Annotated in this window: 29 protein-coding genes and 2 pseudogenes; 9 read left to right on the top strand and 22 right to left on the bottom strand. The window is 66.4% G+C overall.

The genetic code is table 11. The features are described from left to right. Nucleotides 1-8 precede the first annotated feature (8 nt). Nucleotides 9-1,210: pseudogene (locus GAA2_RS16765) on the top strand (RtcB family protein). 24 nt (nt 1,211-1,234) lie between these two features. Here the strand turns inward: GAA2_RS16765 and urtE are convergent. The 6 genes and pseudogenes from urtE to GAA2_RS16795 form a co-directional block, all read right to left on the bottom strand. Next, nucleotides 1,235-1,927, bottom strand: coding sequence for an urea ABC transporter ATP-binding subunit UrtE (gene urtE / locus GAA2_RS16770; protein WP_006435946.1), 693 nt, complete (start codon nt 1,925-1,927; stop codon nt 1,235-1,237). 6 nt (nt 1,928-1,933) lie between these two features. Further along, the gene (gene urtD / locus GAA2_RS16775) at nt 1,934-2,797 is read right to left on the bottom strand and encodes an urea ABC transporter ATP-binding protein UrtD (RefSeq protein WP_182155785.1); all 864 of its coding nucleotides are present in this window, start codon (nt 2,795-2,797) and stop codon (nt 1,934-1,936) included. Then, nucleotides 2,794-3,906, bottom strand: a complete 1,113-nt coding sequence (urtC, locus tag GAA2_RS16780) for an urea ABC transporter permease subunit UrtC (protein ID WP_006435944.1) — start codon at nt 3,904-3,906, stop codon at nt 2,794-2,796. Before urtC ends, urtD begins: the two co-directional genes overlap by 4 nt. Beyond that, nucleotides 3,903-4,790 carry an urea ABC transporter permease subunit UrtB gene (gene urtB / locus GAA2_RS16785; RefSeq protein WP_006435943.1) on the bottom strand — a complete coding sequence of 296 codons (888 nt, stop codon included), beginning with the start codon at nt 4,788-4,790 and terminating at the stop codon, nt 3,903-3,905. Before urtB ends, urtC begins: the two co-directional genes overlap by 4 nt. 84 nt (nt 4,791-4,874) lie before the next feature. Further along, on the bottom strand, nt 4,875-6,158 hold the full coding sequence (gene urtA / locus GAA2_RS16790; protein WP_191834466.1) for an urea ABC transporter substrate-binding protein: 1,284 nt from the start codon (nt 6,156-6,158) through the stop codon (nt 4,875-4,877). Between the two features lie 315 nt (nt 6,159-6,473). After that, nucleotides 6,474-7,519 (bottom strand): annotated as a pseudogene (locus GAA2_RS16795) (oxygenase MpaB family protein). 180 nt (nt 7,520-7,699) lie between these two features. Here GAA2_RS16795 and GAA2_RS16800 point away from each other — a divergent pair. Further along, the gene (locus GAA2_RS16800; RefSeq protein ID WP_006435939.1) at nt 7,700-8,302 is read left to right on the top strand and encodes a TetR/AcrR family transcriptional regulator; all 603 of its coding nucleotides are present in this window, start codon (nt 7,700-7,702) and stop codon (nt 8,300-8,302) included. On the opposite strand, the gene GAA2_RS16805 is transcribed toward GAA2_RS16800, so the two are convergent. Beyond that, complete coding sequence (locus GAA2_RS16805) at nt 8,283-9,575, bottom strand: MFS transporter (protein ID WP_159405335.1); 1,293 nt, start codon at nt 9,573-9,575, stop codon at nt 8,283-8,285. The genes GAA2_RS16800 and GAA2_RS16805 overlap by 20 nt on opposite strands. A gap of 86 nt (nt 9,576-9,661) precedes the next feature. Further along, nucleotides 9,662-9,787, bottom strand: a complete 126-nt coding sequence (locus GAA2_RS23245; protein WP_255219186.1) for a hypothetical protein — start codon at nt 9,785-9,787, stop codon at nt 9,662-9,664. A 98-nt stretch (nt 9,788-9,885) separates the two neighbouring features. On the opposite strand from GAA2_RS23245, the gene GAA2_RS16810 reads away from it, so the two are divergent. Further along, nucleotides 9,886-11,964, top strand: coding sequence for a DUF2339 domain-containing protein (locus GAA2_RS16810; protein ID WP_191834467.1), 2,079 nt, complete (start codon nt 9,886-9,888; stop codon nt 11,962-11,964). Here GAA2_RS16810 and GAA2_RS16815 read toward each other — a convergent pair. After that, the gene (locus GAA2_RS16815) at nt 11,951-12,829 is read right to left on the bottom strand and encodes a formate/nitrite transporter family protein (protein WP_006435936.1); all 879 of its coding nucleotides are present in this window, start codon (nt 12,827-12,829) and stop codon (nt 11,951-11,953) included. The genes GAA2_RS16810 and GAA2_RS16815 overlap by 14 nt on opposite strands. A gap of 320 nt (nt 12,830-13,149) precedes the next feature. On the opposite strand from GAA2_RS16815, the gene cynS reads away from it, so the two are divergent. Next, entirely contained in the window at nt 13,150-13,602 is a 453-nt protein-coding gene (cynS, locus tag GAA2_RS16820) for a cyanase (RefSeq protein ID WP_006435935.1), read from the top strand. A gap of 60 nt (nt 13,603-13,662) precedes the next feature. Here the strand turns inward: cynS and GAA2_RS16825 are convergent, their stop codons facing one another. After that, nucleotides 13,663-14,526, bottom strand: coding sequence for an AraC family transcriptional regulator (locus tag GAA2_RS16825; RefSeq protein ID WP_006435934.1), 864 nt, complete (start codon nt 14,524-14,526; stop codon nt 13,663-13,665). A 152-nt stretch (nt 14,527-14,678) separates the two neighbouring features. Between GAA2_RS16825 and GAA2_RS16830 the strand changes: the two genes are divergently transcribed. From GAA2_RS16830 to GAA2_RS16845, 4 genes are all read left to right on the top strand, one after another. Continuing rightward, a complete protein-coding gene (locus GAA2_RS16830) occupies nt 14,679-15,992 on the top strand; it encodes a S1C family serine protease (RefSeq protein WP_096274282.1) in 1,314 nt (437 codons plus the stop codon). Between the two features lie 74 nt (nt 15,993-16,066). After that, nucleotides 16,067-16,714 (top strand): TetR/AcrR family transcriptional regulator, encoded by a 648-nt coding sequence (locus GAA2_RS16835; protein WP_040004665.1) that lies wholly within the window; start codon nt 16,067-16,069, stop codon nt 16,712-16,714. A gap of 30 nt (nt 16,715-16,744) precedes the next feature. Continuing rightward, the gene (locus GAA2_RS16840; RefSeq protein WP_191834468.1) at nt 16,745-17,452 is read left to right on the top strand and encodes a hemerythrin domain-containing protein; all 708 of its coding nucleotides are present in this window, start codon (nt 16,745-16,747) and stop codon (nt 17,450-17,452) included. Next, nucleotides 17,449-17,775: an SRPBCC family protein gene (locus GAA2_RS16845; protein ID WP_006435930.1), complete on the top strand. Its 327-nt coding sequence runs from the start codon at nt 17,449-17,451 to the stop codon at nt 17,773-17,775. Before GAA2_RS16840 ends, GAA2_RS16845 begins: the two co-directional genes overlap by 4 nt. A 16-nt stretch (nt 17,776-17,791) precedes the next feature. Here GAA2_RS16845 and GAA2_RS16850 read toward each other — a convergent pair whose 3' ends face one another. Both GAA2_RS16850 and GAA2_RS16855 read right to left on the bottom strand, forming a co-directional pair. Beyond that, a complete protein-coding gene (locus GAA2_RS16850) occupies nt 17,792-18,286 on the bottom strand; it encodes a nucleoside deaminase (protein ID WP_191834469.1) in 495 nt (164 codons plus the stop codon). 152 nt (nt 18,287-18,438) lie between these two features. Continuing rightward, nucleotides 18,439-18,798, bottom strand: coding sequence for an Rv2640c family ArsR-like transcriptional regulator (locus GAA2_RS16855; protein WP_191834470.1), 360 nt, complete (start codon nt 18,796-18,798; stop codon nt 18,439-18,441). A 97-nt stretch (nt 18,799-18,895) separates the two neighbouring features. Between GAA2_RS16855 and GAA2_RS16860 the strand changes: the two genes are divergently transcribed. Continuing rightward, nucleotides 18,896-19,396 carry an ArsI/CadI family heavy metal resistance metalloenzyme gene (locus tag GAA2_RS16860; RefSeq protein ID WP_006435927.1) on the top strand — a complete coding sequence of 167 codons (501 nt, stop codon included), beginning with the start codon at nt 18,896-18,898 and terminating at the stop codon, nt 19,394-19,396. A 52-nt stretch (nt 19,397-19,448) separates the two neighbouring features. On the opposite strand, the gene GAA2_RS16865 is transcribed toward GAA2_RS16860, so the two are convergent. The 10 genes from GAA2_RS16865 to GAA2_RS16910 all read right to left on the bottom strand — a co-directional run bounded on the left by GAA2_RS16865 (nt 19,449) and on the right by GAA2_RS16910 (nt 26,186). After that, the gene (locus tag GAA2_RS16865) at nt 19,449-19,871 is read right to left on the bottom strand and encodes a low molecular weight phosphatase family protein (protein WP_191834471.1); all 423 of its coding nucleotides are present in this window, start codon (nt 19,869-19,871) and stop codon (nt 19,449-19,451) included. After that, the gene (locus GAA2_RS16870) at nt 19,868-20,296 is read right to left on the bottom strand and encodes an arsenate reductase ArsC (RefSeq protein ID WP_006435925.1); all 429 of its coding nucleotides are present in this window, start codon (nt 20,294-20,296) and stop codon (nt 19,868-19,870) included. Before GAA2_RS16870 ends, GAA2_RS16865 begins: the two co-directional genes overlap by 4 nt. 69 nt (nt 20,297-20,365) lie before the next feature. Continuing rightward, complete coding sequence (arsB, locus tag GAA2_RS16875) at nt 20,366-21,445, bottom strand: ACR3 family arsenite efflux transporter (RefSeq protein ID WP_006435924.1); 1,080 nt, start codon at nt 21,443-21,445, stop codon at nt 20,366-20,368. Beyond that, a complete protein-coding gene (locus tag GAA2_RS16880; RefSeq protein WP_006435923.1) occupies nt 21,442-21,822 on the bottom strand; it encodes an ArsR/SmtB family transcription factor in 381 nt (126 codons plus the stop codon). The genes arsB and GAA2_RS16880 overlap by 4 nt, the downstream gene beginning before the upstream one ends. A 133-nt stretch (nt 21,823-21,955) precedes the next feature. After that, on the bottom strand, nt 21,956-22,393 hold the full coding sequence (locus tag GAA2_RS16885; RefSeq protein WP_040004680.1) for a VOC family protein: 438 nt from the start codon (nt 22,391-22,393) through the stop codon (nt 21,956-21,958). Nucleotides 22,394-22,435: 42 nt separating this feature from the next. Next, the gene (locus GAA2_RS16890) at nt 22,436-22,798 is read right to left on the bottom strand and encodes a zinc ribbon domain-containing protein YjdM (protein ID WP_006435921.1); all 363 of its coding nucleotides are present in this window, start codon (nt 22,796-22,798) and stop codon (nt 22,436-22,438) included. Nucleotides 22,799-22,941: 143 nt separating this feature from the next. After that, nucleotides 22,942-23,274: a hypothetical protein gene (locus tag GAA2_RS16895; protein WP_006435920.1), complete on the bottom strand. Its 333-nt coding sequence runs from the start codon at nt 23,272-23,274 to the stop codon at nt 22,942-22,944. 37 nt (nt 23,275-23,311) lie between these two features. Continuing rightward, entirely contained in the window at nt 23,312-24,391 is a 1,080-nt protein-coding gene (gene ychF, locus GAA2_RS16900; RefSeq protein WP_006435919.1) for a redox-regulated ATPase YchF, read from the bottom strand. Between the two features lie 69 nt (nt 24,392-24,460). Further along, nucleotides 24,461-25,762 carry an AI-2E family transporter gene (locus GAA2_RS16905; protein WP_191834472.1) on the bottom strand — a complete coding sequence of 434 codons (1,302 nt, stop codon included), beginning with the start codon at nt 25,760-25,762 and terminating at the stop codon, nt 24,461-24,463. Between the two features lie 94 nt (nt 25,763-25,856). Continuing rightward, nucleotides 25,857-26,186, bottom strand: a complete 330-nt coding sequence (locus GAA2_RS16910; RefSeq protein WP_247603096.1) for a hypothetical protein — start codon at nt 26,184-26,186, stop codon at nt 25,857-25,859. Nucleotides 26,187-26,221: the final 35 nt, after the last annotated feature.

Raw genomic sequence — 26,221 nt, forward strand, 5'->3', positions numbered from 1 at the left:
GGAACACAATGCCCGAGATGATCGCACCGAAGGTACTCAGCTTCGCCTCGATCCTCGACGACACGACGCGGTCGCAGGCGCACGGGATCTCGACACTGCCGTTCATCCATCCGCACGTCGCGCTCATGCCCGACGCCCACGCGGGCAAGGGATCCGCGGTCGGCACGGTCATCCCGACCATCGACGCCGTGATCCCGGCCGCGGTCGGCGTCGACATCGGCTGCGGGATGATCGGCGTGCAGACCTCCATCGGCAAGGACGACATCGCCGGCTTCGACCTCGCCGACCTGCGGCGTCGCGTCGAGTCGACGATCCCGCTGTCACCGGGCAACTACAACAAGGCCGTCCTCTACCCGCACACCGCGTCCCGGATCGCCGAGCTGGATAAGGCCGCAGCGGAGAAGAACGTCGACCTGTCCCACTCCCCGAAGTGGCGCGAACAGCTGGGTTCACTCGGCGGCGGCAACCACTTCATCGAGTTGTGCGAGCAGATCGAGGGCGATGGCACGGGAAGTATCTGGTTGTTCCTGCACTCGGGCAGCCGTGGCGTCGGCAACAAGATCGCGCAGAAGCACATCAAGATCGCCCAGGAGCAGTGCAGGCGTCGGCACATCCCGCTCGCCCACCCCGACCTTGCTCATCTCGCCGCCGGAACACCGGAGTTCGGAGACTACATCCGGGAGTTGCGGTGGGCACAGCGGTTCGCCTTCGAGAACCGGGCCGAGATGATGGACCGGTTCCTCAGGTGTTCGGCGAATGGTTGGGAGACAACTCGTTTCGTCCGGCAGCCGTGATGGAGGTGCGTCGGATCAACTGTCACCACAACTACACCGAGAAAGTGGAGATCGCGGACCGGGCGGTGTGGCTCACCCGTAAGGGGGCCATCGACGCGAGCACCGGGACCCACGGTCTCATCCCGGGATCGATGGGCACCAAGTCGTATGTGGTGCGCGGGCTCGGGAACGAGTCGGGATTGTTCTCCGCACCTCACGGTGCGGGCCGGCGGTTCTCGCGGAGCAAGGCCAAGAAGCTGTTCACCCTCGACGATCTCGCAGCGGCGATGACCGGGATCGAGTACCGGCACGGCGCGGAGTGGATCGACGAGATCCCGGACGCCTACAAGCCGATCGACCAGATCATGGACGACGCCCGGGACCTGGTCGAGGTCGAGGCCGTGCTGACCCAGCTGCTCAACGTGAAAGGTGTGTGATCCGCTCCTTCGTGTGGGTCGCGGTCAGATCGTCATGGCCTCGCGCACGGTGGCCTCGGCAGCCGTACCGCCCTCGCCCGACGAGGTGACCCGGCCGCTCTCGAGGACGTAATACTGTTGCGCCGCTTCGAGAGCGAATCCGATGTGCTGCTCGACGAGCAGCACGCCGAGCCCGCCTCGCCGGGTGAGGGTGGTGATGGTCTGTTCGATCTCGGCGACCACCGAGGGCTGGATGCCCTCGGTGGGTTCGTCGAGGATGAGCATGCGCGGTTCGGTGATGAGGGCCCGGGCGATCGCGAGTTGCTGACGCTGGCCACCCGACAGCAGACCTGCACGTCGACCGAGCAGTTCTTTCAGTGCCGGGAACATGTCGAGCATCTCGGCGATGAGTTCCTTGCCACGTTTGCGGCCGTCGGCCACCACCTGCAGGTTCTCCGCGGTGGTCAGGTGACCGAAGCTCTGCTGTCCCTGCGGGACATAGGCGATGCCGTGCTTCACCCGCGAGCTCGGACGAGCCTTGGTGATGTCGACATCGTCGAAGGTGATGGAGCCCCGGGTGGTCTTGACGAGGCCGACGGCGGCACGCAGCAGCGTGGTCTTGCCGGCGCCGTTGTGGCCCATCACCGCGACGACACCGTCGGTGGGCACCTCGATGTCGACCCCGTGGAGGACCTCAGTCCGGCCATATCCGGCATGCACTCCGGAGAGTTTCAGCATCTCCCCTCAGCCCTTCTTCTCGGTCGACGCGGTGGGTCCGTCCGCTGATTCGGCGGCGATCTCCTCGAGTTCCTCACCGCCGGCGGCGGTTCCGAGGTAGACCTCCTGGACCTTCGGATTGGCCTGCACCTCGGCGACACTGCCCTCGGCCAGCACCTGGCCACGGGCGAGCACCGTCACCGACGTCGCGAACGCCCGCATGAAGTCCATGTCGTGTTCGACGACCACGACTGTCCGCTCACCACCGATGCGGCGCAACAGGTTTCCGGTCTCCTCGCGCTCCTCGTGGCTCATCCCGGCGACCGGTTCGTCGAGCAGCAGCACCGAGGCGTTCTGCACCAGCAGCATGCCGATCTCCAGCCACTGTTTCTGCCCGTGCGCGAGCACACCGGCGGGGGTGTCGCGCAGGTCCTGCAGGCCGATGGTCTCCAGGACTTCGGCTATCCCCTCAGGGATCTCCGCGGGCCGGCGGCGCAGCATGGACCACACCGACCGTCCCGCCCCGGCGGCGATGTCGAGATTCTGCAGCACGCTCAGTTCCTCGAACACGCTGGCGGTCTGGAAGGTCCGGCCGACGCCGAGGCGCGCGATCTGGTGCACCTTCCTGCCGACGAGTTCCACACCCGACTTCTGGATCGAGCCGGTGGGTTTGACGAGGCCGGTGATCGCGTCGATGATGGTCGTCTTGCCCGCGCCGTTGGGACCGATCAGGAAGCGCAGATCTCCTTGCAGCAGTGTCAGATCCACATTGGATACGGCCTTGAAACCGTCGAACTCGACGCTGAGGCCGCGCACCTGAAGGTAGTCGCTCTCCATTCCGGCGTTGCCGCCGGCGACCGGTTCCATCGTGCTCGTCTCGGTGCCGCTCATGAGGAGGCTCCTACCTTGCTGGTGGTGTGCTCGTCGATGTCACCGGTGGGCGACGGATCGGCCGGTCGCTGACGACGCCACCGGAACACCGCGCCGAGTCCGGCGAGTCCGGCCGGGAAGAAGCCGACGACGACGATGAACAGAACGCCCTGGGCGTAGGTCCATCCGGACGGGAAGTTCTCCGACAGGCTGGTCTGCGCCCAGGCGACCGCGATCGCGCCCAGGACCGGACCGAGCAGTGTGGTGCGCCCACCGATCGCGACGCCGATGAGAAAGGCGATCGACGGGACGATCCCGACGTCGGCGGGCGAGATGATGCCGACGATCGGCACGAACAGGGCGCCGGCGATGCTCGCGAACAGTGCCGCGATCGCGTAGGCGACGACCTTGACGTTCGCCGGGTCGTAGCCCAGGAAGCGAACGCGCTCTTCCTGGTCACGCACCGCGACGAGCAGCTCGCCGTAGCGGCTGTACATCAGCTGCCGGGTGAGTGCGACGACCACGAGCAGGGTGCCCGCCGCGATGAAGAACAGCAACTGCCGGTTGACCGGGTCGTTGAGTGCGAGACCGAAGAAGCTGCGGAAACGGTTGAGCCCATTGCTGCCACCGGTGCTCTGCTGTCCGATGAGCAGGATCGCGAAAGCCGCGGCCAGCGCCTGCGACAGGATCGCGAAGTAGGCGCCCTTCACCTTCCGCTTGAACACACCCAGGCCGAGCAGGACGGCGATCACGGTGGGCACGAACAGGATGCCGAGGATCGTCACCACCGGCGACGCGAACGGCTTCCAGTATCCGGGCAGTTCCCGGATGCCGGCGATCTGCATGAAGTCCGGGACGTCGTCGCCGCGGAGTTCCGCGTCGGCGATCTTCAGATGCATCGCCATGATGTAGGCGCCGAGTCCGAAGTACACACCCTGACCGAGGGTCAGCATGCCGCCGCGACCCCAGGCCAGACCGATACCGACGGCCACGATGCCGAAGCACAGGAACTTGCCGAGCAGGTTGAGCCGGAAATCGGAGAGCACCGCCGGCGCGACTCCGAACAGGAGCACCGCCGCGACGGCGAATCCGGCGTAGGTCTTCCAGTGACCGCTGAAATAGTCCTTCACACGAGACTCCTCGACTGGACCGTGAACAGGCCCTGGGGGCGGATCTGCAGGAAGATCACGATGATCACGAACACGGCGACCTTGGCCACCGATGCGGTCGTGTTGTATTCGATGAACGAGTTCAGGATGCCCAGGGCGATGGCCGCGATGACCGCGCCCTTGATCTGGCCCAGGCCGCCGATGACGACCACGAGGAAGGCGTCGATCAGATAGGTCATGCCGGTGTTCGAACTGGTCGAACCGATGAGGGTCAGCGCCACACCGGCGACGCCGGCCAGTCCCGAGCCGATGAAGAAGGTCGTGATGTCCGTGGTGCGGCTGGAGATCCCACTGGTCTCCGCCAGGTCGCGGTGTTGCACGACGGCACGGATGCGACGCCCCATCGGGGTGTACTTCATCGTGACGGCGATCGCGACCACGGCGATGACGGCCAGCAGCATGATGAACAGGCGGGTCTTGGGAACCACCGCACCGAGGATGTCGACACCGCCCGACAGCCACGGCGGCGCGGTCACGTCGACCGCGGGCGCACCGAAGATGTCGCGGGCGAGCTGCTGCAGGATGAGTCCGACGCCGAACGTCACCAGCAGGGTGTCGAGGGGTCGGTCGTACATGCGTTTGATGAGGGTGACCTCGAGCAGCACACCCATGAGACCGCCGACGAGGAAGCCGATGAAGAGTGAGACGATCAGGGACACACCGGCATTCGAGATCAGATACTCCTGGACCGAGTACGCGGTGTAGGAGCCGGCCATGATGAACGACCCGTGGGCCATGTTGATCACGCCCATCTGACCGAAGGTCAGGGACAGGCCCAGTGCTGCCAACAGCAGGATCGAGCCAAGACTGAGCCCGGTGAAGAGCTGTCCGATAACGGTTTCCACGTCACCATCCGTTCGTCGTGGGTGTCGGTGAGGGCACAGGCGTGACCCGCCTCGAGCGCGCGGCTCGAGACGGGTCACGTCGTGTCAGCTGCTGAGACCCTCGGCCCACGGGTAGGACTTGAGGTACGGGTCCGGCTCGATCGGCTGGCCCGAATCCCACACCGTGTAGATGAGACCGTCGCCGCGGATCTCACCGATGCGGGCGGTCTTGGTGATGTGGTTGTTCTCGCCGTCGATGGTCACCAGACCCTCCGGGGCCTCGAAAGTGACTCCGCCGGCAGCCTTCTGGACGTCGGCAACCGCGAACGAGTTCGCCTTCTCGACGGTGTTCTTCCACAGGTAGACCGAGACATAGGCGGCCTCCATGGGATCGGAGGTGGGCTTGTTGGCGCCGTAGGCCGCCTTGTAGTCCGTGACGAAGGACTTGTTCGTCGGGTTGTCGATCGTCTGGTAGTAGTCCCACGCGACCAGCTGGCCCTCGATGTTCTCGACACCGATGCCGCCGACCTCTTCCTCGGCGATCGAGACCGACACCACCGGCATCGCCTGCGGGGTCAGACCGACGTTCTTGTACTCACGGAAGAAGGCCACGTTGGAGTCGCCGTTGAGAGTGTTGAACACGGCGTCGGCGTCGGCGGTGCGGACCTTGTTGACGATGGTCGAGAAGTCGGTCGAACCGAGCGGGGTGTAGTCCTCACCCTTGATCTCGATGCCGTTGGCCGCGGCGTAGGCCTTGATGATCCGGTTGGCCGTCTGCGGGAACACGTAGTCGCTGCCCACCAGGTAGAGGGACTCGACGCCCTTCTCCTTCAGGTACTCCAGCGCCGGCACGATCTGCTGATTGGTGGTGGCGCCGGTGTAGAAGATGTTCTTCGACGACTCGAGTCCCTCGTATTGCACCGGGTAGTACAGCAGCGAGTTGTTGTCCTCGAAGACCGGGAGCATGGCCTTGCGGCTCGACGACGTCCAACCGCCGAACACCGCTGCGACACAGTCGCTCGAGATCAGCTTCTCGGCCTTCTCGGCGAAGATGGTGGGCTCGGACGCACCGTCCTCACCGATGAGCTGGATCTGCTTGCCCAGCACGCCGCCGTCGTCGTTGATCTGGTCGACGGCCAGCTTGATCGAGTCGCGCACGGTGACCTCGGAGATCGCCATCGTGCCCGACAGCGAGTTCAGCGAGCCGACCTTGATGGTGTCGCCCGAGGTGTCGACGCAGGACTCGGCGCTCGAAGCCGAGTCCTCACTGGCCGAACTGCCACAGGCGCTCAGCGCGAGTGCGACGGCGGACAGTGCCGCGGGGATGAGGATGCCGTACCGCCGACGGCGTGTGGGGGTGACGGCGGACGGCAAAGAATCAAACGGCATCCGGAGGCCTTTCTCAATACGTCTCAGGTCGGCTCGGGCGGGGCCGTGACAGATACCCGGCGCACCTGCGCGCCGGGTGACCCCCCGATGACATACGCGCCGCTACTCGGGTAGCGATCTGGCGTATGGGGGGTAAACGTATTTTGACTTTGTTACACCGGCGTGACGTGAGATGAAATCCCTGTTTCCGCTCCAGTGCGGCTCACGCCCGGTTCATGAAAGCGAATGTTGTTGTGGGAATGGACTTTTGAAAGCCGAAGGGCGGCACATCGATTAGGACGTGCCGCCCGCGGGCGTGGTGGCCTGGTAAGAAGCCTAGTGGGAGAAGGTAGCCTCGACCTCTGCGCGACTGAGCTCGGGGTCGGAGCCGAGTTCATAGCGCGGAAGGGTGTGCGGCACATCGGTACCGTCGGCGACGGGACGCCGCGCGGCGGCGAACTCCGGAGCCTCCCCCATCGACAGGTGCGCCGAGTTGATGATGGTCCAGACCGCCGAACGCCGGGCCCGACGCTCGAGCGGATTCGGCGGCACATAGGAGATCAACTGTTTCGCCCACCGGGGCATCGTGTCGCGGATCGCCCAGTCCACCGCCGCCTGCGCGGGATTCTTCACGTTGACGCCCGTGGCCATCGCGTTGCCGTGTGTGAGGGCGAGACGCGGGAGATACGACTCGAGACATTCCAGGGTCTCCGCCTTGGTGGCCGGCAGGTCGGTGCCACCGAGCGAATGCCCCACGCGCACGAACTCCCCGTAGTACCGGTCGAGTTCGGCCCCGCGCAGTGGGCGCGGGTGGTAGATCTCGTGCGCCGTCGCGACCCCCACACGACCGTCGCGTAGTTCCATCGCAGCCAGTCCGGGTCGTCGGCGTCGTAGGTGGCGCCGTCCGGGCGGACCCCCTTGATCGTGTGGTGCATGGCGCGCACCGTTCGTGCCAGTCGCTCAGCGCTGTCCGTCGATCCGTACGCGGTCCCCATGAAGAAGGCCAGGGAGTGCCCGAGGCGGGCCATGGCGCCGTCGGGGTCGATCGACATGGTCGGGGTGCCATCCTCACGCCGCCGGACCAGACGGGAGTGGTGCATCCCCATCCAGAAGATGCTGGGGTCGAGACGTTCGAGGTACGACGCGCACTGCAGGCCGAAGATCAGCGCCGGCGTGTGGGAGTGGACGTACCAGGTGGCACTGTCGGGACCGAACCACCCGGGATCACCGGCCGGACTCTCGAACTCCATCCCCCGGAAGAACTTCGCGCGGACGTTCTCGTCGAATTTGCCGTTGAGCCACGATCCGAGCATCTCGTGCGGCAGGTCCAGCGGAACCCATTCGGTCGACGGCAATCGTACGGGCGCCAGAGGCACGTTCATCGGTCGTCCTTTCTCGGTACCGACACACGGGGGGCGGGCTGGTCCCGGCTCCGGCTGCCGATACGGCGACGCCGTGCGGCACGGTCGCCGTGTGGTCACGGTTGTGTCCACTTTAACGCTTTGGTTACACATGTGACCAGACCTGGCTCAGGTCCGGTGCGGTCCGTCTATGGTGAAACGATGTCCAGTCCGACCCGGTGGGCCGGCGTTCCCCTGGAGGACCGCCGCGCAGAGCGACGAGCGATCCTCGTCGCCGCGGCCTTCGACATCTTCGGGGGCGACGGACCCGAGACCGAGCTGTCGGTGCGCGCGGTGTGCCGTCACTGCGGTTTCAACACCAGGTACTTCTACGAGAGCTTCACCGACACCGACGAGCTCCTCGGTGCCGTCTACGACGCCACGGCCGCCGAACTGGGCACGGTGGTCGAGGCCGCGATGACGACTGCCGGCCGTTCCGTCCGTGCCCGGACCCGCGCCGGCATGCTCGCGGTCCTCGGTCACGCCTCCGAGGATCCCCGTCGCGGCCGCATCCTGTTCACCGAGGCACGCACCAATCCCGTACTCGCGCAACGACGCGCCGCGACGCAGGAGATGCTCTTCGAACTCTCCTTCGCCGAGGCCGACGCCCGGGAGGTCGATCCGCTCACCGGGCGGGTGCGGGCGGCCGTCTTCACCGGGGCCATGGCCGAGCTGGCGCAGCAGTTCCTCGCCGGCAGCCTCGGGGACGACCTCGAACGGGTCGTCGACGACGCCCTGGCGACACTCATACCAGGTCGTCGCTGATCCGCGGGCCCGCTCTCCGCAGCGCCTGGATCGACGCGGGCCCCATGCCGCGGTCGAGTGCCCTGATCATCACGACGACGCCGATGCCCGAGAGCACCAGGGCAATCCCGAACAGCGCCGGGAATCCGAACAGATCACCCACGACGCCCGCCACGAACCCGGCCGCACCCTGGACGCCGACGACCGCACAGGCGAACAGCGTGTAATCGCTTCCTTCGTAGCCCTTCTCGCACGCATCCATCATGAGGGTGAAGACCGCGACGGTTGCCGCCCCACCGAGGATGTGTTCGGCCAGACTCGCGGTCACCACGAGCCAGAACCCGCCGGCGCCCGCCGCGGCCGCCAGATAGAGCGCCAGACTGAGGGTTTGGGTGACACCGCCGAACAGCAGTGCCGGCCGCCGGCCGTAGCGGAACGCCAGCCAACCGCCGAGGGCCGCACCGGCGAGCGCACCGGCTGAGGACAACGCGCCTTCCACGAGAGCGATCTGCCCCAGGCTGAGCCCGACGTCGGACATGAACGGCCCGACGAGTGCCGATCCCATCGAGTTGCCGAACTTGAACGCCCCGACGACCAGGATGAACACGAGGACTCCGGGACGTCGAAGCCTGGCGAGCCAGTCCGTCAGCAGCAGTGCCGGCGACGGTCGCGAACGATGCGCCCGGTCCTCCGACGGCGTCGTCGTCGTGTCCGCGGGAGTACGGGCGAGAAACCACACCGGCAGCGTCAGCGCCACGAGCAGCACCGACATCGCGACGAAGAGACTGCGCCAGCCCGCGAGCGAGAAGAGCCACAACAATCCGCCGCCCCCGACGATCATGCCGACCCGGTAGGCGCCCACCTGGATCCCGTTGCCCAGGCCGCGTTGTCGGGGTCCGAGGCTCTGCACCGCCAGTCCGTCGGTCGCGATGTCCTGGGTGGCGGAGACCAGGTTGATGACCGCGATGCCGACGAGCAACCAGACGAGTGTCCCGGACAGGTCGAGACAGGCCAGGACGAGCGCGATCGTCGCGGACGTCAACTGCATCGCCAGGAGCCAGCGGCGTCGTGTCCCGTACCGGTCGACGTACGGCGCCCACAAGAACTTCAGGCCCCACGGCGCGAACAGCAATCCGTACACGCTGATCTGTGTGAGCGAGTACCCCTCCTCCCGCAGGATGACGGGCACCGCCTGACTGAAGAACCCGTACGGCAGGCCCTGCGCGAAATAGAGGGCCGTGAGCAGGACCATGGTGCCGACGGCAAGCGTGCTCGTACGCGACGGGGTCGACATGGCAGACATCATGCCCCAGCCTCGTCGGCCGGCCCTCCCGAGTCACCTCCAGGCGTTCACCTCACCGGCCGGCAATCCATCGGTCGTCACGCGGCCATGGCCGGAAACGACAGCGTCACCAGCATCAACGCGAAGAGGAACCAGGCGGCGCCCTGCCACCTCTTCTCCACATCCTGCCGACCGCGGTCTGTGGGATCGTGCACATCGTTCATGCCGGAGGCATACCCCCGTCTCCCGCCGCACGAAACCCTCAACCTCGCCGAGTAGCACTACTCATGTCCCGTCGAGCGCGAGCGGACAGGGTCGGTGCATGACCACTTCCAGCAGCATGTTCGGACGCGAGCCCGGGGTCGCGACACTCGCGCGAATCTCCACCGAGTTCGAGGCCATCGCCCGCCAGATGTCCACGGTCTCAGCCGAATTCGCCGAGCTGAGGCGGATCGTCGAAAACCCCGCCGCGCAGACCGGTCAGCAGTCCGCGGAACAGGCTCAGGCGAGTCCCCTCATCCCACCGACCGTGGCTTCGGCGCCTACGCCTCCGGCGCCAACTCCACCGATGACCACGCCGCCGATGACCACGCCGATGGCGCAGCAGCCGCCGACTGCCTGGTCGTCACCCGGACGTCCGCCGAACTATGGGAGCTTTTCCTTCGGGCCGCCCGCCCGTCCGGTTCCGCGTCCGGGGCCGCATCCCGCGTACGCCCCGGTGGCGCAACCGCCGAGCGCTCCGCGGCCGCCGCGTCCGCCCGCGCGCCCGCTGTCCGAACGGGTCGCGGCAGCGGCCGAGCGGGGGCTGGTCGGCAAGGTCCTCGCCACCGCCGGGGTGGGCGTCACGCTGATCGGCATCGCCCTCCTGCTCGTGCTGGCCGCCCAGGCCGGCATCCTGCGCCCGGAGTTCCGTGTCGCGGGCGGCGCGATGTTCGCGGTTGCACTCGTCTCCACCGCGATCTGGTTGCGCCGCAAGCCAGGCGGGCGGGCCGGGGCGATCGCCACGGCCGTAACGGGCATCGCGGCCGGGTACCTCGACGTCCTGGCGGCCACCAAGATCTACGAGTGGCTGCCCGTCGTGGCGGGTCTGGCGGTCGCCGGCGCCGTCGCCGCCGGCGGCCTGGTCCTCGCCTACCGCTGGCGCAGTGAGCATCTCGGACTCCTCGTGGTGGTCCCCCTCATCGTCCTCGGCCCGGTGCTGACCGGGGGCCTCGACATGACCCTGATCGCGTTCATGATCGTGCTCGCCGCGGCGTCGGCGTGGGTGCAGTGGCGCCGCGACTGGATCTGGTTGCACACGGTGCGACTGGCGGCCCCGACCATCCCCCTCACCGTCGTCGGCCTGTCCGCACTGGGCGGCACGAACACCGCGCACACCGGATTCCAGTTCGCCGGTGCCACACTCGTCGTGATCGGCCTCGGTTTCGCAGGTGCGCTGGTGGCGATGCCCACCACCCGTTTCCGTGCGGTGCTCGCCGGTCTGGCGTCGGCGACGACGGTTCCGGTGCTGCTCGCCGGCGAGGTGATGGACACCGCGGGTGCGGTCGCACTGCAGGCCGCGGTCGCCGTGCTCGTCATCGGCATCACCGTGATCTGCTCGGTGGTGCGGACCGAACGCCTCGGGCCGCTGCCCGACGTCGTCGCGCAGATCTGGACCGCGACCTCGCTCGTCGTGCTGTTCGTTGCGATCCTCGTGTGCTTCGACGGGCCGGTGGCCGTCTCCGCGATGCTGGGCCTCGCCACGGTGACCGCTCTGGTCGCCCGTTCATGGTCGGCGACGTCGCTGGTCCTGCTGGGCGGGAGCACCGTGATCTGGGGCATCGGATTCGCGGCCCTGCTCGACGACATGCCGCCCTATGTCCTCGCACAGGCCCGTCTCGTCGAGGAGAACGCCTCGCTGTCGATCGTGATCGGAAGCCTGCTCGCCGGTGCGGGGGCCATCGTGATCGCCGTCGGGTGGACCCGACTCACCGCCGGCGACCTCGCCCGCGTGGCCTACAGCGCTGCTGCCGTGGTCGTGGTGTACGCGGTCACCGCCATCAGCGTGGTCTCCGGGGTCCTGATCGCCGGTCCCGACGGGTTCCTCGGCGGCCATGTCGTCGCGACCACCTGCTGGGTCGTCCTCGCCGGCGCGACACTGGCTTTCGCCCGGCGCCGCACCGGCGGCGAACGCACCGCCGCACTCACCGGAGGCCTGGTGCTCGTCGCCGCGGCGATGGCCAAACTGTTCCTCTTCGACCTCGCCGCCCTCGACGGGATCTTCCGGGTCCTCGTCTTCATCGTGACCGGCCTGATCCTGCTGGGGCTCGGGGCCTGGTACGCCCGGGCGCTCCACGGCGAGCGGGTCCCGGGGTCGTCGACCACGCCCCCGGGAACCGGAACTCCCGTCAGACCGTCTTGACGGCCTCGATCTCCGCGGGCGCAGCGACGTCGACCTCGGTCGTCTCATCGTGGGAGACGGGCCGACGGTCGGCGGCGGTGCGCGCATGGGTGATGTAGATCGTCAGCCCGACGAAGGTGAGCCCGCCGACGAGATTGCCGATCACCGTGGGGATCTCGTTCCAGACGAGGTAGTCGCCGATCGAGAAGTCACCACCGAGCATCAAGCCGGACGGGAACAGGAACATGTTGACGATCGAGTGCTCGAATCCCATGTAGAAGAACAGCATGATCGGCATCCACATGGCGAGGACCTTGCCGGGCAACGACGTCGACATCATCGCCCCGACGACGCCGGTGGACACCATCCAGTTGCACAGGACCCCGCGGATGAACAGCGTCAGCATCCCCGCGGCCCCGTGTTCGGCGTAACCGACGGTGCGGCTCTCCCCGATGTGACCGAGCTGCTGCCCTATCTCGTCAGGATCGACGCTGAAGCCGTAGGTGACGATCACCGCCATCATCACCGCGACCGTGAAGGCGCCCAGGAAGTTCCCCAGGAACACCCAACTCCAGTTGCGCAACATCGATCGGACCGTCACACCGCGTCGTTTGTCGATCAGTGCGAGCGGGACGAGCGTGAACACCCCGGTGAGGAGGTCGAAGCCCATCAGGTACAGGAGGCAGAAGCCGACCGGGAACAGCAGCGCCCCGAGCAGCGGTTCTCCGGTGCGGACGGTGACAGTCACGGCGAATGCGGCCGCGAGCGCCAGGATCGCGCCCGCCATGTAGGCGCGGATGATCGTGTCGCGGGTGGACAGGAACACCTTCGCCTCACCGGCGTCGACCATCTTCACCGCGAATTCGGACGGATTCACATAAGACAAGAGATTCTCCCGAGCGTTTCGATTCGTGTCTCTTGCCTCCATCGAATCGAGACCACATGTCGACGATGTGTCGTCGGGACGTCCTGGTGTTACATCGACCTCTCCCGGGCGATTCGGTGCGGTGATGTTTCTCGGGGATTACCGCTTCCTCGTGGCGCGGTGTCGCCCGTGTGAAATCTGGCAAGAGTTCCAGCGGCACCTTGGAATTCCGCCGGGAACTGTGCATGGTGGAGGTATCCCTCGACGTGCCAACAGGATTCGGCGACGTCGCCAGTTCCACACGTCGACGGGCCATCATCAGCGCCGACCGAGGAGACACGATGACCACCCCGATCATGCCGAAGTCCGACGCCGCCGACCTCATCGTCGCGGCCCGGATCCGGCAGGGACTCACCTGGGCGACCATCGCCGACAAGATCGATGCGCCGCTGGTGTGGACGGTGGCGGCACTCCTCGGAAAACACCCGGTGCCCGCGGACAAGGCCACGGCGGTCGTCGAGATGCTCGGTCTCGGCGAGGGCGTCGCCGAGAGCCTGCGACAGCAACCGACGCGCACCCCGGACGAGGCCGCGACCAGTGATCCCACCATCTATCGCTTCTACGAGGCCCTCGACGTCTACGGTCCCGCCCTCAAGGAACTCATCCACGAGGAGTTCGGCGACGGGATCATGAGCGCGATCAACTTCAAGGTCGACATCTCGCGTCGCGCCGACCCGGGCGGTGACCGGGTCGTCGTGACCTTCGACGGGAAGTTCCTCGACTACAACTGGTGACCAGTCCCGTTTCATGGCTCCAACCCGCTCAGCGCGGTTCCGAGCTATGAATCGCGCAGGTCACGCCCGCTCGATCGGCATCCAGATCTCCGCGTCGGCGTAGGTTCCGCCCAAGTCGAGGTAGCGCACGAAGGTCGGCCCGGGACGTAACCGCCAGGGGTTCGACGGGAACCACTCGGTTGCCGTTGCCGCCCAGGTTTCCTGGAGGGTCGCCGGGAACGGCCCGGACGAGCGGAAGGTCGCCCACGCACCCGGAGCCACCGCGATGGTCGACAGATCCGGCGGAACCGTCGAATCCTGCTGCACGGCCACACCATGGAGGTACGTGATCGGTGTTCCCTCCGGGGCGTCGGGCCGGCTCTGGTCGGTGACGGCGAGGATGCCGACGGGTTCGGTGTCGTTGAGCGACTTGAGTCGAGCGTGCTCCTCGGGGGCGATCGACGCGAGGTGTTGCTGGATGTGCGGATTGACCCCCTGGTAGATGAGCGGCACCTGTGCGGCGTGCCCGGCGAGTACGAATGCGGGTCGGTCGGTGATCGTGACGTCCATCGGACGGCTCCCTTCGACGGTCAGGCGGAACCTGAGTACGGCTTGTGTTGCGAAAGGACCGCCATGGACCCGCACGTCCGCCGGGGACGCACCGTGGACCGACCGGAATGCCCGGCCGAACGCCTCGACCGAGGAATAGCCGTAGCGCACGGCGATGTCCAACAGGCCGGTGTCACTGCTCACCAGATCGGTTGCCGCGAGCGTCATCCGACGACGACGCACGTACTCCGAGAACGGAATTCCGGCGAGCGCGGCGAACATCCGGCGCAGGTGGTACTCAGTCGTCCCATGGGACCGGGCGAAGCCGGAGACGTCGACGGTCTCGTCGGTGTGCCGGTCGACGAAGTCGACCAGGTCATTCAGCGTGCCGATCATGGCTCTCCTTTCGTCCATGATCATGGTCGCTCCGCGCGATCTCGCACCCGATGATTCCGGGCAGGGACTGTCATCGCCACTCTCGTCCAGTTGTCAGGAAACTCGCAGGAAATCACCGCCTTACTCTCAAGAAGCCCCGGCACTGTGGTGCTGTGAGCGCACCTCAGTCCCCCGACCACACCCCCACTGAACCGCTGGGCGCACCCGGTGGTCCTCCACCGCCGCATGCCCACTGGGACGGCCTGCATTCGGGTTCGCCGCACGCGGCGAGTCCACCTCCGCGTGTCGGCGGCGTGACGAAGCCGATCGTCGTCACCGCCCTGCTGGCGGGCCTGCTCGGCGGCGCGATCGGAGTCGGCGGCAGCGCCCTGCTCGACCAGCACGGCAGTCCCTCGGCGCCGACCCTGAGCTCGCAACCGGCGAACACCGTGAGCGCCGCCGACGTCAAGCCGGGGTCGGTGACCTACGCGGCGCAGGTGGCGTCGAGGTCGGCGGCGGACATCAAGGTCCAGACGGCCCGCGGAACCGCCGTGGGCAGCGGGATCGTGCTCTCGCAGGACGGATACGTCCTGACCAACCACCACGTGGTCGCCGGGGCCGGCTCCGCCAGCAAGATCACGGTCACCACCAGCGACGGCAAGCAGCATTCCGCGACGATCACCGGCAGTTCGCCGTCGTACGACCTCGCCGTGATCAAGCTCGACGGTGCGTCGGGACTGACCCCCGCGGTGCTCGGCGACTCGGACGCGCTGCAGGTCGGCGAGCAGGTGGTGGCCGTCGGTAGCCCGGACGCCCTGACCAACACCGTCACCTCTGGCATCATCAGCGCATTGTCGCGCACGGTGACCGCCGCCGACGAAAGCGGTTCGGCGGTCACGGTGTACAACGGCCTGCAGACCGATACCCCGATCAACCCGGGCAACTCCGGTGGGCCCCTGGTGAATCTGCAGGGTCAGGTGGTCGCCGTGAACTCCGCCGTCGACACCGGGCAGGCAGCCAGCGGCGGACCTCAGTCCTTCGGACTCGGTTTCGCCATCCCGATCAACACTGCCAAGCGCATCGCGAACCAGCTGCTGCAGAACGGTGAGGCGACCAAACCCGTTCTCGGCGTGTCGGGTTCGCTGTCGTCAATCGGCGCCGAGGACGGCGCGACCGTGTCATCGGTGGAGAACGGCGGACCGGCGGCGAAAGCCGGTATCTCTCGCGGAGACGTGATCACGAAGGTCGGCGACACCCCCGTCGCCGACTATGCCGATCTGATGGCGCAGGTGCTCACGCACGCGCCGGGTGAAACCGTGCCGGTCACCGTCGGCTCGGGGTCGGACGCGCGCACCGTGAAGGTGAAGCTCGGCAGCATCGTCGACAAGCAGCAGACCACGGTGCCCGAGTCGGGCGGCGGCTCCGACGGCGGGCCGGACGGATCTCGACTCCCTTTCGGCATCAATCCGTTCGGACAGGTTCCGTGACCGCCTGACGGGTGGTGCGCAGACTTCGTCTGATAACCCTTGTATTGAAAACAAAGCAGGCGCATACTTCGGGTATGGGTTCGTCCGATCAGCCCGCATCCGCAGCGACGGCCACCCGGAGGAGTTACGACTCGACCCTCCGGCGGAGCCAGGCGGAGCAGACCCGCGCGCAGATCCTCGAGGCCGCCACTCGCCTGTTCGCCGAGCGCGGCTGGTCCGTCGGGGTGCGCGAGATCGCTGCTGAGGCAGGCGTGTCCTTCGAGACGGTCTATGCGAAGTTCGGCTCCAAGACACGGCTGTTCCTCACGGCGTTCGACGTGGCGGTCGTCGGCGACGATCGGCCTGTCGCACTCGCCCAGCGGCCGGAGTTCGCCGCGCTGTCCGCGGGCGACCGCCGTGAACGTGCCGCAGCCGGAGCCGCCCTGGCCGCCGACATCTACGCTCGCACCGCTGGTCTGTACCGGGCGCTGCGCGAAGGCGCCTCCTTCGACCCCGAACTCGCATCCAGGCTCGTCGAGGCGTACCGCCGTCAGCGTTCAGATGTGCGGGCAGCGGGTGAGGCTGTCGCCGGACGCACGCTCGCCACCGATGAAGCCGAGGGATTGTGGGCGGTGATCAGCACAGAGGTCTACGACCTGCTCGTCAACAACGCGGGGTGGAGCCACACCCGCTATCGGAACTGGATCGCCGACGCCACCGTGCGACTACTCGGCCCCGATTGACTTCAGCCCTTCGATCGAGAGGACAGGGCCATGTCCATCACCACACGCGAACCCGCCGACACACGAAGCATGGGCATCGTGCACAGCGCACTACGACGGGACCTGCAGCGAGCCCGCCTCGTCATCGGAGCACCGCCTTATCCCGACGACGCCCGCCGACGAGCCATCGCCGACCACATCACCTGGATGATGGGCTTCCTCCACATGCATCACACCGGCGAGGACAAGGGGTTGTGGCCACTCGTCCGGTCGAGAAACCCCGACGCCGCACCCCTTCTCGACGACATGGAAGCCGATCATCTCCGGATCGCTCCGGCCGTCGACGCGTTGATCGAAGCCACCTCCGCCTACCGTCGGGACCCACAGGCACGGGACACCCTGCTCGACGCGCTGGAACGGCTGTCAGAAGTACTGCTCCCCCATCTCGAACGCGAGGAACTCGAGGCGATGCCGGTGGTCGCGGCCGCGATCAGCACCGCGGAGTTCCGGGACGTCGAACACGAATTCTTCGTCAAGCCAAAGGGATTCGCCGAACTCGGCCGCGAGGGTCACTGGGTCGTCGACGGTCTGGGAGATGAAGACCGGGAACTGATCTACGGCGTGGTGCCGGCCGTACCCAGGTTCATCCTCGTCCACGGCTTCGCACGCGCCTACCGGCGTCGGGCCGAGCTCATGTGGGGGCATGTTCCGGCGTCGAGGATCGGCCCGGTGACTGTCGAGGCGAAGAACCCGTCATGACACGCCGTCTCGCCCACCAGGGTCGCACCGAGTCGTATGCCGACGCACCACCCGAGGCCGTCTTCGACATCGTCTCCGACGTGACCCGGGTCGGCGAGTGGAGCCACGAGTGTCGGGGCGCGCACTGGGTCGGCGCCGAGAGGGAGGCAGCTCCCGGCGTACGATTCCGCGGCATCCTTCAGACCTACGACTTGCTCCATGTCGCACCGGGTTTCGACCGCATCTACTGGTTCCTCATCAAAGGCCATCGAGACCGCAGAGGTGCGCTCGCCGCGGATCTCGATCGCCTGGCAGCGCTCGCGGCTGCATTCAGCCGACGGTGAGGATCGCCAATCGCGGTCATGCGCGGTCACCCTCGTCGTCGACGACGCCGATGTCCTCGTTCCACAGGCCGGGATTGGCCGCGATGAACTTCGACATCATCGCCGTGCAACGTTCGTCGTCGAGGATCGTGACCGACACCCCGAGGTCGGCGAGCCAGTCCTCTCCGCCCTGGAACGAACGGTTCTCGCCGATCACCACCGATCCGATGCCGAACTGCCGGATCAGTCCGCTGCAGTACCAGCAGGGCGCGAGGGTCGTCACCATGATCGTCGACGAGTAGTCCCGTTGCCGACCGGCCGCACGGAAGGCGTCGGTCTCCGCATGCGCCGACGGATCATCCTGCTGGACACGGCGATTCCGACCCTCACCGAGGAGGGTCCCGTCGGCGGCGAACAAGGCCGCACCGATCGGGATGCCACCCTCCTCGAGACCCGACCGGGCCTGCCGATAGGCGGTGTCCATCAGATGCGAGAGATCGAGACCGGAGGGGAGGTCCGCGGGAGAACTCATCTGGCAAGAATTGCCGATCGGGACCTCAGGCGGCAACTGAGGACTACTCCGTCCTGCACCGCGCCGAGACCTCCACAGCCACGACACCTACGACGACGATCGACCGACACCAGCGAGATCACCCGCCGATCACCGGGGCAGGCATCTGCCTTTCAACGGCAGCACGCCGGGTCGAGCACCTGGCGCAACGCTTGGAGCGCATCGACGTGGGCACGGTAATAGACGTTCATGCCGCGACGCTCGGGCCGGACCATGCCGGCTTTCTTGAGTTGACCGAGGTGGTGGCTGACCGTGGGTTCGGACAGTCCGACGGCGGTGGCCAGGTCGCAGGTGCAGACCTCGCCGGCCCCGTCGGTGAGCAGGATCGACATCAGCTTGATCCGCACCGGATCGGCGAGCGCTTTGAGTCGCAAGGCGATCTCCAGTGCGGCGTCATCGTCGAGCGGTGCGGCCGACACCGGTTCGCAGCAGATGGGGTCGATCATGTCGATGACCGGGAGCGCCTTGGGCATGACGGCCATCCTACCCACATCATTGACATATGTCGAAGAGGTTGGCACTCTGGACAGCGTCAGTAATTCGATATAAGTCGCACAGGTGGAGGTAGTCATGTCGCGTATGCAGCTCGCACTCAACGTTGATGATCTGAATCAAGCGGTCGAGTTCTACTCGAAGTTGTTCAATGTCGCCCCGGCCAAACGGAAGCCGGGTTACGCGAACTTTGCGGTCGCCGAGCCGCCGCTGAAGCTGGTGCTGTTGGAGAACCCGGGCAAGGGCGGCACGATCAACCACCTCGGTGTGGAAGTCGAGTCCAGCGATCAGGTGCACGCCGAGATCGCCCGACTCAGCGGTGAAGGCCTCTTCACCGAGGAAGAGATCAATACCACGTGTTGTTTCGCCACCCAGGACAAAGTCTGGGTGACGGGTCCGGCAGGTGAGAAGTGGGAGGTCTACACCGTCCTGGCCGACTCCGACACCTTCGGGACCAGCCCAAACCTGCTGGCCGACAGCGCGACCGGCGATTCGACCGACTCGCCGGCATGTTGTGGCACTGCCGGTGCCCCAGAGGCCGGCGAGCCCGCACCGAGTGCGTCCACCGCCTGCTGCTGACATCTCCCGAACCCGTCGGCGAGCAGCAGTGCTGCTGGTGCCCGCCGCCGGCTCAGGCGTGGTCGGCCAGGCGCGCGGTGAGGTCGGTGATGCGAGCGGCGATGTCGTCGCGGATCAGACGCATGCGCTCGATGCCGTCGATCCCGCGTGCGGAGGGTTCATCGGTCTCCCAGACCTCGACGACGGCCCCATCTGGCGGGGTGACTTGCGCGGACGTTCCCAGCACGACCGTGAGGTCGCCGTCGCGCATCAGATCGTCGGTGAGTTGGCGTGGCGTATGGCCGTCGATGTCCACGCCGACTTCGGCGAGCACCTGAGCGGACAGGTCGTTGACATGCTTGCCGATCGCGGCGTCGGTTCCGGCGGAGGAGGCGTTGATCGCGCCGGCGCCCAACGTGCTCGACAGGCCTTGGGCCATGACCGACTTACCTCGATTGCTCACGCACACGAACAGAACCGATCGTGATGTGCTCATCGCACGCTCTGTTCCGTGCCGGCGGGCACGATCTCGGCGAGCAGGTCGACCACCAGCGATCGGATCTGATCGCGGATTGGGCGCACCGCGTCAATACCCTGGCCGGCGGGGTCTGCGAGTGCCCAGTCGCGGTAGTCGACCCCGGGAAACACCGGGCAGGCGTCGCCGCAGCCCATGGTGATGACCACGTCGGAGCGCTCGACGGTGTCGGGGGTGAGGATCTTCGGAGCTTGGTCGGAGATGTCGATTCCGACCTCGGCCATGGCCTCCACGGCCACGGGGTTGATGGCTTCCGCCGGCGCCGAACCCGCAGAGCGAACCTCGACCCGACCGCCACCCAGCGCGGTGAGAAACCCGGCGGCCATCTGAGAACGGCCGGCGTTGTGGACGCAGACGAACAACACACTCGGTCTCGGTGCAGACATGGCGTGGCTTCCTTTTCGGTGTGAGAGGAGGTTATGCGTGTGGTGCGCGGGACGAGCCCTCGAGCAAGCTCAGGACTTCTGCGGGGCGATGAAGCGCTTGCGCAACGCCAGCGAGACGTACACCAACCCCACGAGGACCGGGACCTCGATCAACGGGCCCACGACACCGGCCAATGCCTGTCCCGAAGTGGCGCCATACGTGGCGATCGCGACCGCGATGGCCAGTTCGAAGTTGTTGCCGGCAGCAGTGAACGCCATCGTCGTGGTGCGTTCGTACCCGAGTTTCATGGCCGCACCGAATGCATAACCGCCGCCCCACATCACCGCGAAGTACACCAGCAGCGGGATCGCGATGCGGACGACATCGAGCGGTTGAGAGGTGATCTGATCACCTTGCAGGGCAAAGAGAATCACGATAGTGAACAGCAACCCGTACAGCGCCCACGGACTGATCCTGGGAATGAACGTCGACTCATACCAGTCGCGACCCCTGTTCCGCTCCCCCAGATATCGGGACAGGAATCCGGCGGCCAGCGGGATGCCCAGGAAGACCAGCACCGATTTGGCGATCTGCCACGGAGACGCATCGATCGTTGTCTGCTCCAGACCCAGCCAACCCGGCAAGACCGAGAGGTAGAACCAGCCCAGGACGGCGAACATCACGACCTGGAACACCGAGTTGATCGCCACCAACACTGCAGCTGCTTCACGGTCACCGCACGCCAGATCATTCCAGATGATCACCATCGCGATGCATCGCGCCAACCCGACGATGATCAGACCGGTGCGGTACTCGGGCAGGTCGGCGAGGAAGATCCAGGCCAGAGCGAACATCAACGCAGGGCCGACGACCCAGTTCAGGACCAGCGATCCGATGAGGAGTCGCTTGTCTCCGGTCACCGTGTCGAGGCGGTCGTAGCGGACCTTCGCCAGAACCGGATACATCATGATCAGCAGGCCGATCGCGATGGGTAACGAGACGCCATCGATCGAGATGGCCGACAGCACATCGTTCAACCCGGGGATCAACCGGCCCAGGAGCAGGCCGGCGACCATCGCCACCCCGATCCACACCGGCAGGAACCGGTCAAGGGTGGAGAGTTTGCCGACGACCGCGGGGTGCTCGGAAGTGTTCGATGCGGTACTCACGCGATCACCAACGTGTCCGCGGTGGGATCCGCCGAGCTCAGAATGGACGAGAGCTGCTGCAACGCAGCAGGAATGACCCAGTAGTACACCCAGGTGCCCCGGCGCTCACAGTCCAGCAGACCCGCCTGCCGCAACACCTTGAGATGGTGCGAGATGGTGGGCTGGGACAAATCGAACGATCCCGAGATGTCGCACACGCAGGCCTCCCCGCCGGCATGGCTGGCCACCAGGCTCAGCAACCGCAATCGCACCGGATCGCCCATCGCCTTGAACATGCGCGCCAACTCCACCGTCGCATCGACGCTGAGAGGCTCCTGCACCAACGGCGTACAACACGCCTCGTCCGCCACGTCGGGCAGCCGGTCCTGATTCGACATGCGTCTATATTGACAGACCTCGAACCGCCGACCAAATGAACATTCGTCGAACGCCGGCCGCGAGACAGATGGCGCCAGGGCGATGTCGAGCCATCGATTCCTGCTACTGCATGACGGTCGCCATAGGTGGTCGTCAGCTCTTCGTCAGATCCTGCGCGAGCATCACGATGATGCCGCTGGGCCCACGCACGTAAGTGAGCTTGTAGATGTTCTCGTAGTTCGCGACCCCGCGAAGCGGACGACATCCGTGCCGCGCGGCAATCTCGAGCGCCGCGTCGAGGTCGTCGACCGAGAACGCGACACGGTGCATGCCGATCTCGTTGGGCAGCGTCGGCGTCGTCTCGATGGCGTCGGGATGGAGGTACTCGAACAGTTCGAGCCGGCCTTGCCCGTCGGGTGTCCGCAGCATCGCGATCTTGGCGTGGTTTCCGTCGAGACCGACTGCGGTGGAGGCCCATTCGCCGCTCACCTCGTCCCGGCCGACGACGCTGAGGCCGAGGTCGGTGAAGAACGCGATCGCCGCCTCGATGTCGCGGACCGCGATCCCGATGTTCTCGAGTTTGATGGCCATGTCGGCCACGGTAACTCCCCGAAGCTGTGGATCGGTATCGGCTCAGAGAACCTTCTTCACCACGCTCGACTTCAGTTGCATCTGACCGAAATCGGGAACCTTCGCGTCGATGTCGTGGTCGCCCACGCCGTCGGAGATCAACCGGATGTTTCGCACCTTCGTGCCGATCTTGATGACACCGCCGCCACCGCCCTTGACCTTGACGGTCTTGACGATGGTCACGGTGTCACCATCGGCAAGGGCGTTGCCGACCGAATCCTTGATCTCGGTCGTGGCCGCGGCGTCGACTTCCGACGATTCATCGGCCGACCACTCGTGCCCGCACATCGGGCACACCAGGAGCGCGCCCTGCGGGTGGGTGAACTCCTGAGCACACTCCGGGCACGGAGGCAGCTGGTCAGACATGGAAGAAGCGGAACGTTTGCATGCCCATGAGCATAGCCTGCCACCTGCGCAAACATGCCAACCAGCTGGGCGTTGGACCCGGAAAGAAGGTTCGTCGGAGCTTCCTCATCTCGGATGGACTCTCGTCGGAAACGCCGGCGCATTCAGCCCAGGACCGCCGGGCACTCGATGACCTCGATCGAGTTGCCACGGAAGAGTGTCAGGTGTGGGTGCTCGCCCAGGATGCGGACCGCGTCGTCATGGGAATCGGCCTCGACAACCGCGTACGCAACCTTGGCGTCCTCGAACTCCTCGACGCCGTCGGCGGTCACTCGACGCTTCCGGAACAGTGGGGCACCAGGATCGATCAGAGCCGTTCGATGGGCTCGTGCCCAGGCCGACCAGGCCGCCATGAAGTCGGCCTGCTGCTGCTCGGTCAGCCCAACCCTGTCGATGTCGCCGGCCGAGCCGTTGAGGATCGCGAGAAATCTGGGCACACCAACACGATAGGCGTCGGGGCGAGCCGGTGCGCCGCTACACGTTGAAGCGGAACTCCACCACGTCGCCGTCCTGCATGATGTAGTCCTTGCCCTCCATGCGGACCTTGCCGGCGGCCTTGGCGGCGGCCATCGATCCGGCCTCGTCGAGGTCGGCGAAGGACACGATCTCGGCCTTGATGAAGCCCTTCTCGAAGTCGGTGTGGATGACGCCGGCCGCCTTGGGTGCGGTGTCGCCCTGGCGGATCGTCCAGGCGCGCGCCTCCTTCGGACCTGCGGTGAGGTAGGTCTGCAGGCCGAGGGTGTGGAAACCGGCGCGCGCGAGCGAAGTCAGGCCGGGCTCGTCCTGGCCGATGGAGTCGAGCAGTTCCAGGGCGTCCTCCTCGTCGAGTTCGAGGAGTTCGCTCTCGACCTTCGCGTCGAGGAACACCGCGTCGGCCGGTGCGATGGCGGCGCGCAGTTCGGCCTTCTTCGCGTCGTCGGTGAGCACGCCCTCGTCGGAGTTGAACACGTAGAGGAACGGCTTCGCCGTCATCAGGTGCAGCTCGCGGACCGAAGACAGGTCGAACGAATCCTTCTGCGAGAACAGCGTTTTTCCGCTGTCGAGGATCTCCTGTGCCTTCTTGGCCGCCTCGAGGGTCTCGACGAGGTCCTTGTTCTTGCGCGAGTCCTTCTCCAGACGCGGGAGCGCCTTCTCCAGCGTCTGCATGTCGGCGAGGATCAGTTCGGTCTCGATGACCTCGATGTCGGCGAACGGATCGACGCGACCGTCGACGTGCACGACGTCACCGTCGTCGAAAACACGGACCACCTGGCAGATGGCGTCGGCCTCACGGATGTTGGCGAGGAACTGGTTGCCCATGCCCTCGCCCTCGGAGGCACCCTTGACGATGCCGGCGATGTCGACGAACGACACCGTGGCGGGCAGGATGCGCTCGCTGCCGAAGATCTCCGCGAGACGCTTCAGTCGCGCGTCGGGCAGTTCGACCACGCCCACGTTGGGCTCGATGGTGGCGAACGGGTAGTTGGCCGCCAGCACATCGTTACGGGTCAGGGCGTTGAACAGGGTCGACTTACCGACGTTGGGCAGACCGACAATTCCCAGGGTGAGACTCACGGGCGACCAGTCTATCGGCACCGGCCGCGAGGCCCGACGCTGCGTCGGACCTCGTCGTGGACCCGGCGGTCAGTCCCGGTCCAGCAATCCCTTGACCGGGTTCGGCGGCTCCTTCGGCGGGTCCTCGTCGGGGACGCCCACCTGCTTGGTGACGGGCGCACCTTCGGGTGCCAGCGACTCCCCCGCGCGTTCGGCGATCCGCTCGTTCAGGTAGCGCAACACCACCGCCAGCGACGCGACCGCCGGCACCGCGAGGAAGGCACCGGTGATACCGAACAGGGTGCCGCCCAACGTCACCGAGAGCAGCACGATCACGGCGTGCAGATCCATCGACTTCGCCTGCAACCACGGCTGCAGCACATTGCCCTCGAGCTGCTGCACAGCCAGGATGACGCCGAGCAGGATGAGCGCGGTGGTCAGGCCGTTGGACACGAGGGCGATGAGCACGGCGAGCGCTCCGGCGACGAACGCACCGACGATCGGGATGAAGCCGCCGAGGAAGGTGACCACCACCAACACGCCGGCGAGCGGAACCCCGAGGATGAACAAGCCGAGGCCGATGAGCGCGGCGTCGACGAAGCTGACGACCGCCTGCGTCCGGATGAATCCACCGAGGCTGTTCCACATCCGGGTCAGGACCTCACCGACGTGGGTGCCGGAGGGCTTGCCGACCGAGCGGTCGAACCACGGCACGAACTTCGGCCCGTCCTTGAGGAAGAAGAACACCAGCACGAACGTGGTGAAGACGGTGACGAGCAGCGATGTCGCGGTGCCCACGCCGCTGAACACACCCGAGGCGATGGTCGACGCACTCGACTGCAACTTGCTCGTGATGGCGTTGACGATGTTGTCGAGCTGTTCGTCCTCGATGTTGAGCGGCGGCCCCTGAACCCAGTCCTGGAGATGCTTCACACCGTCGGTGGCCCGGTTGGCGAGTTCGGGAGCCTGGTCGACGATCGACGGCACGATCAGACCGATGACACCTCCGAGCACACCGAGACCGATCAGCATCATCAACAACGACGCCGCCGCGGCCGGGACGCCGTGGTTACGCATCCAGCGCACCGGCGGCCACAGGATGGTGCACACGATGATCGCGAGCAGGACCGGCAGCAGGATCACCCAGAACTTGCCGAGCACCCAGAAGAGCACCCACAGGGCGGCTGCCACCAGCACGATCTGCAGACCCACGGTCGCGCACGATCGCAGGCCGGCCATCATCACCTGGGCGCGCGTCGGGTATGCCTTCTCCTCGACGCCGCCGAGTACGGCATCATCCCCGAGGACGGCGTCGGCACCCACCGAGATGGAATCCGGGCTGCCGGTTCCGGCTTCGTCGTCTGCACGCTGGTCGTCCGAGCTGTCAGTCACTCGTGGATCCTCACACACCACGATGACATCGCGGAGTCGACGCGACGGATGACGGTCGCCGCGGATGCGAACAGCTCAGGGATGCCGCGACCGGTCAGCGTCGGCGCAGTTTGCGTCCGATGAAGCGGATCAGCGAATTGAGCGCCTCGAGTTCGGCGTCAACCTGATTGAAGACCGGCGGGATGTCGTCCCGGCCACACATCTCGACCTCCGGCGCGTCGAACGGCCGGATCGGCGACTCGTCGGCCCGCTGACCATCCCACGGCACGGGCGCGATGCCTTGTTCGGCCTCTTCGGTGAGTGCGCGTCTGATGGTCTCGGGGCCGTAGAGACCCATAATCATCTCCAGGCCCCATCCGGGCAGCCCGGCGAGGGGCAGGTCGTCGTGCCGGCTTCGCCGTCGGCCATCGAACCGTGTGGACATGGCGCAATCGTGCCACAGCACTGTTACTCAGATCA

The organism is Gordonia ajococcus (assembly GCF_012974285.1).
GTDB lineage: Bacteria > Actinomycetota > Actinomycetes > Mycobacteriales > Mycobacteriaceae > Gordonia > Gordonia amicalis.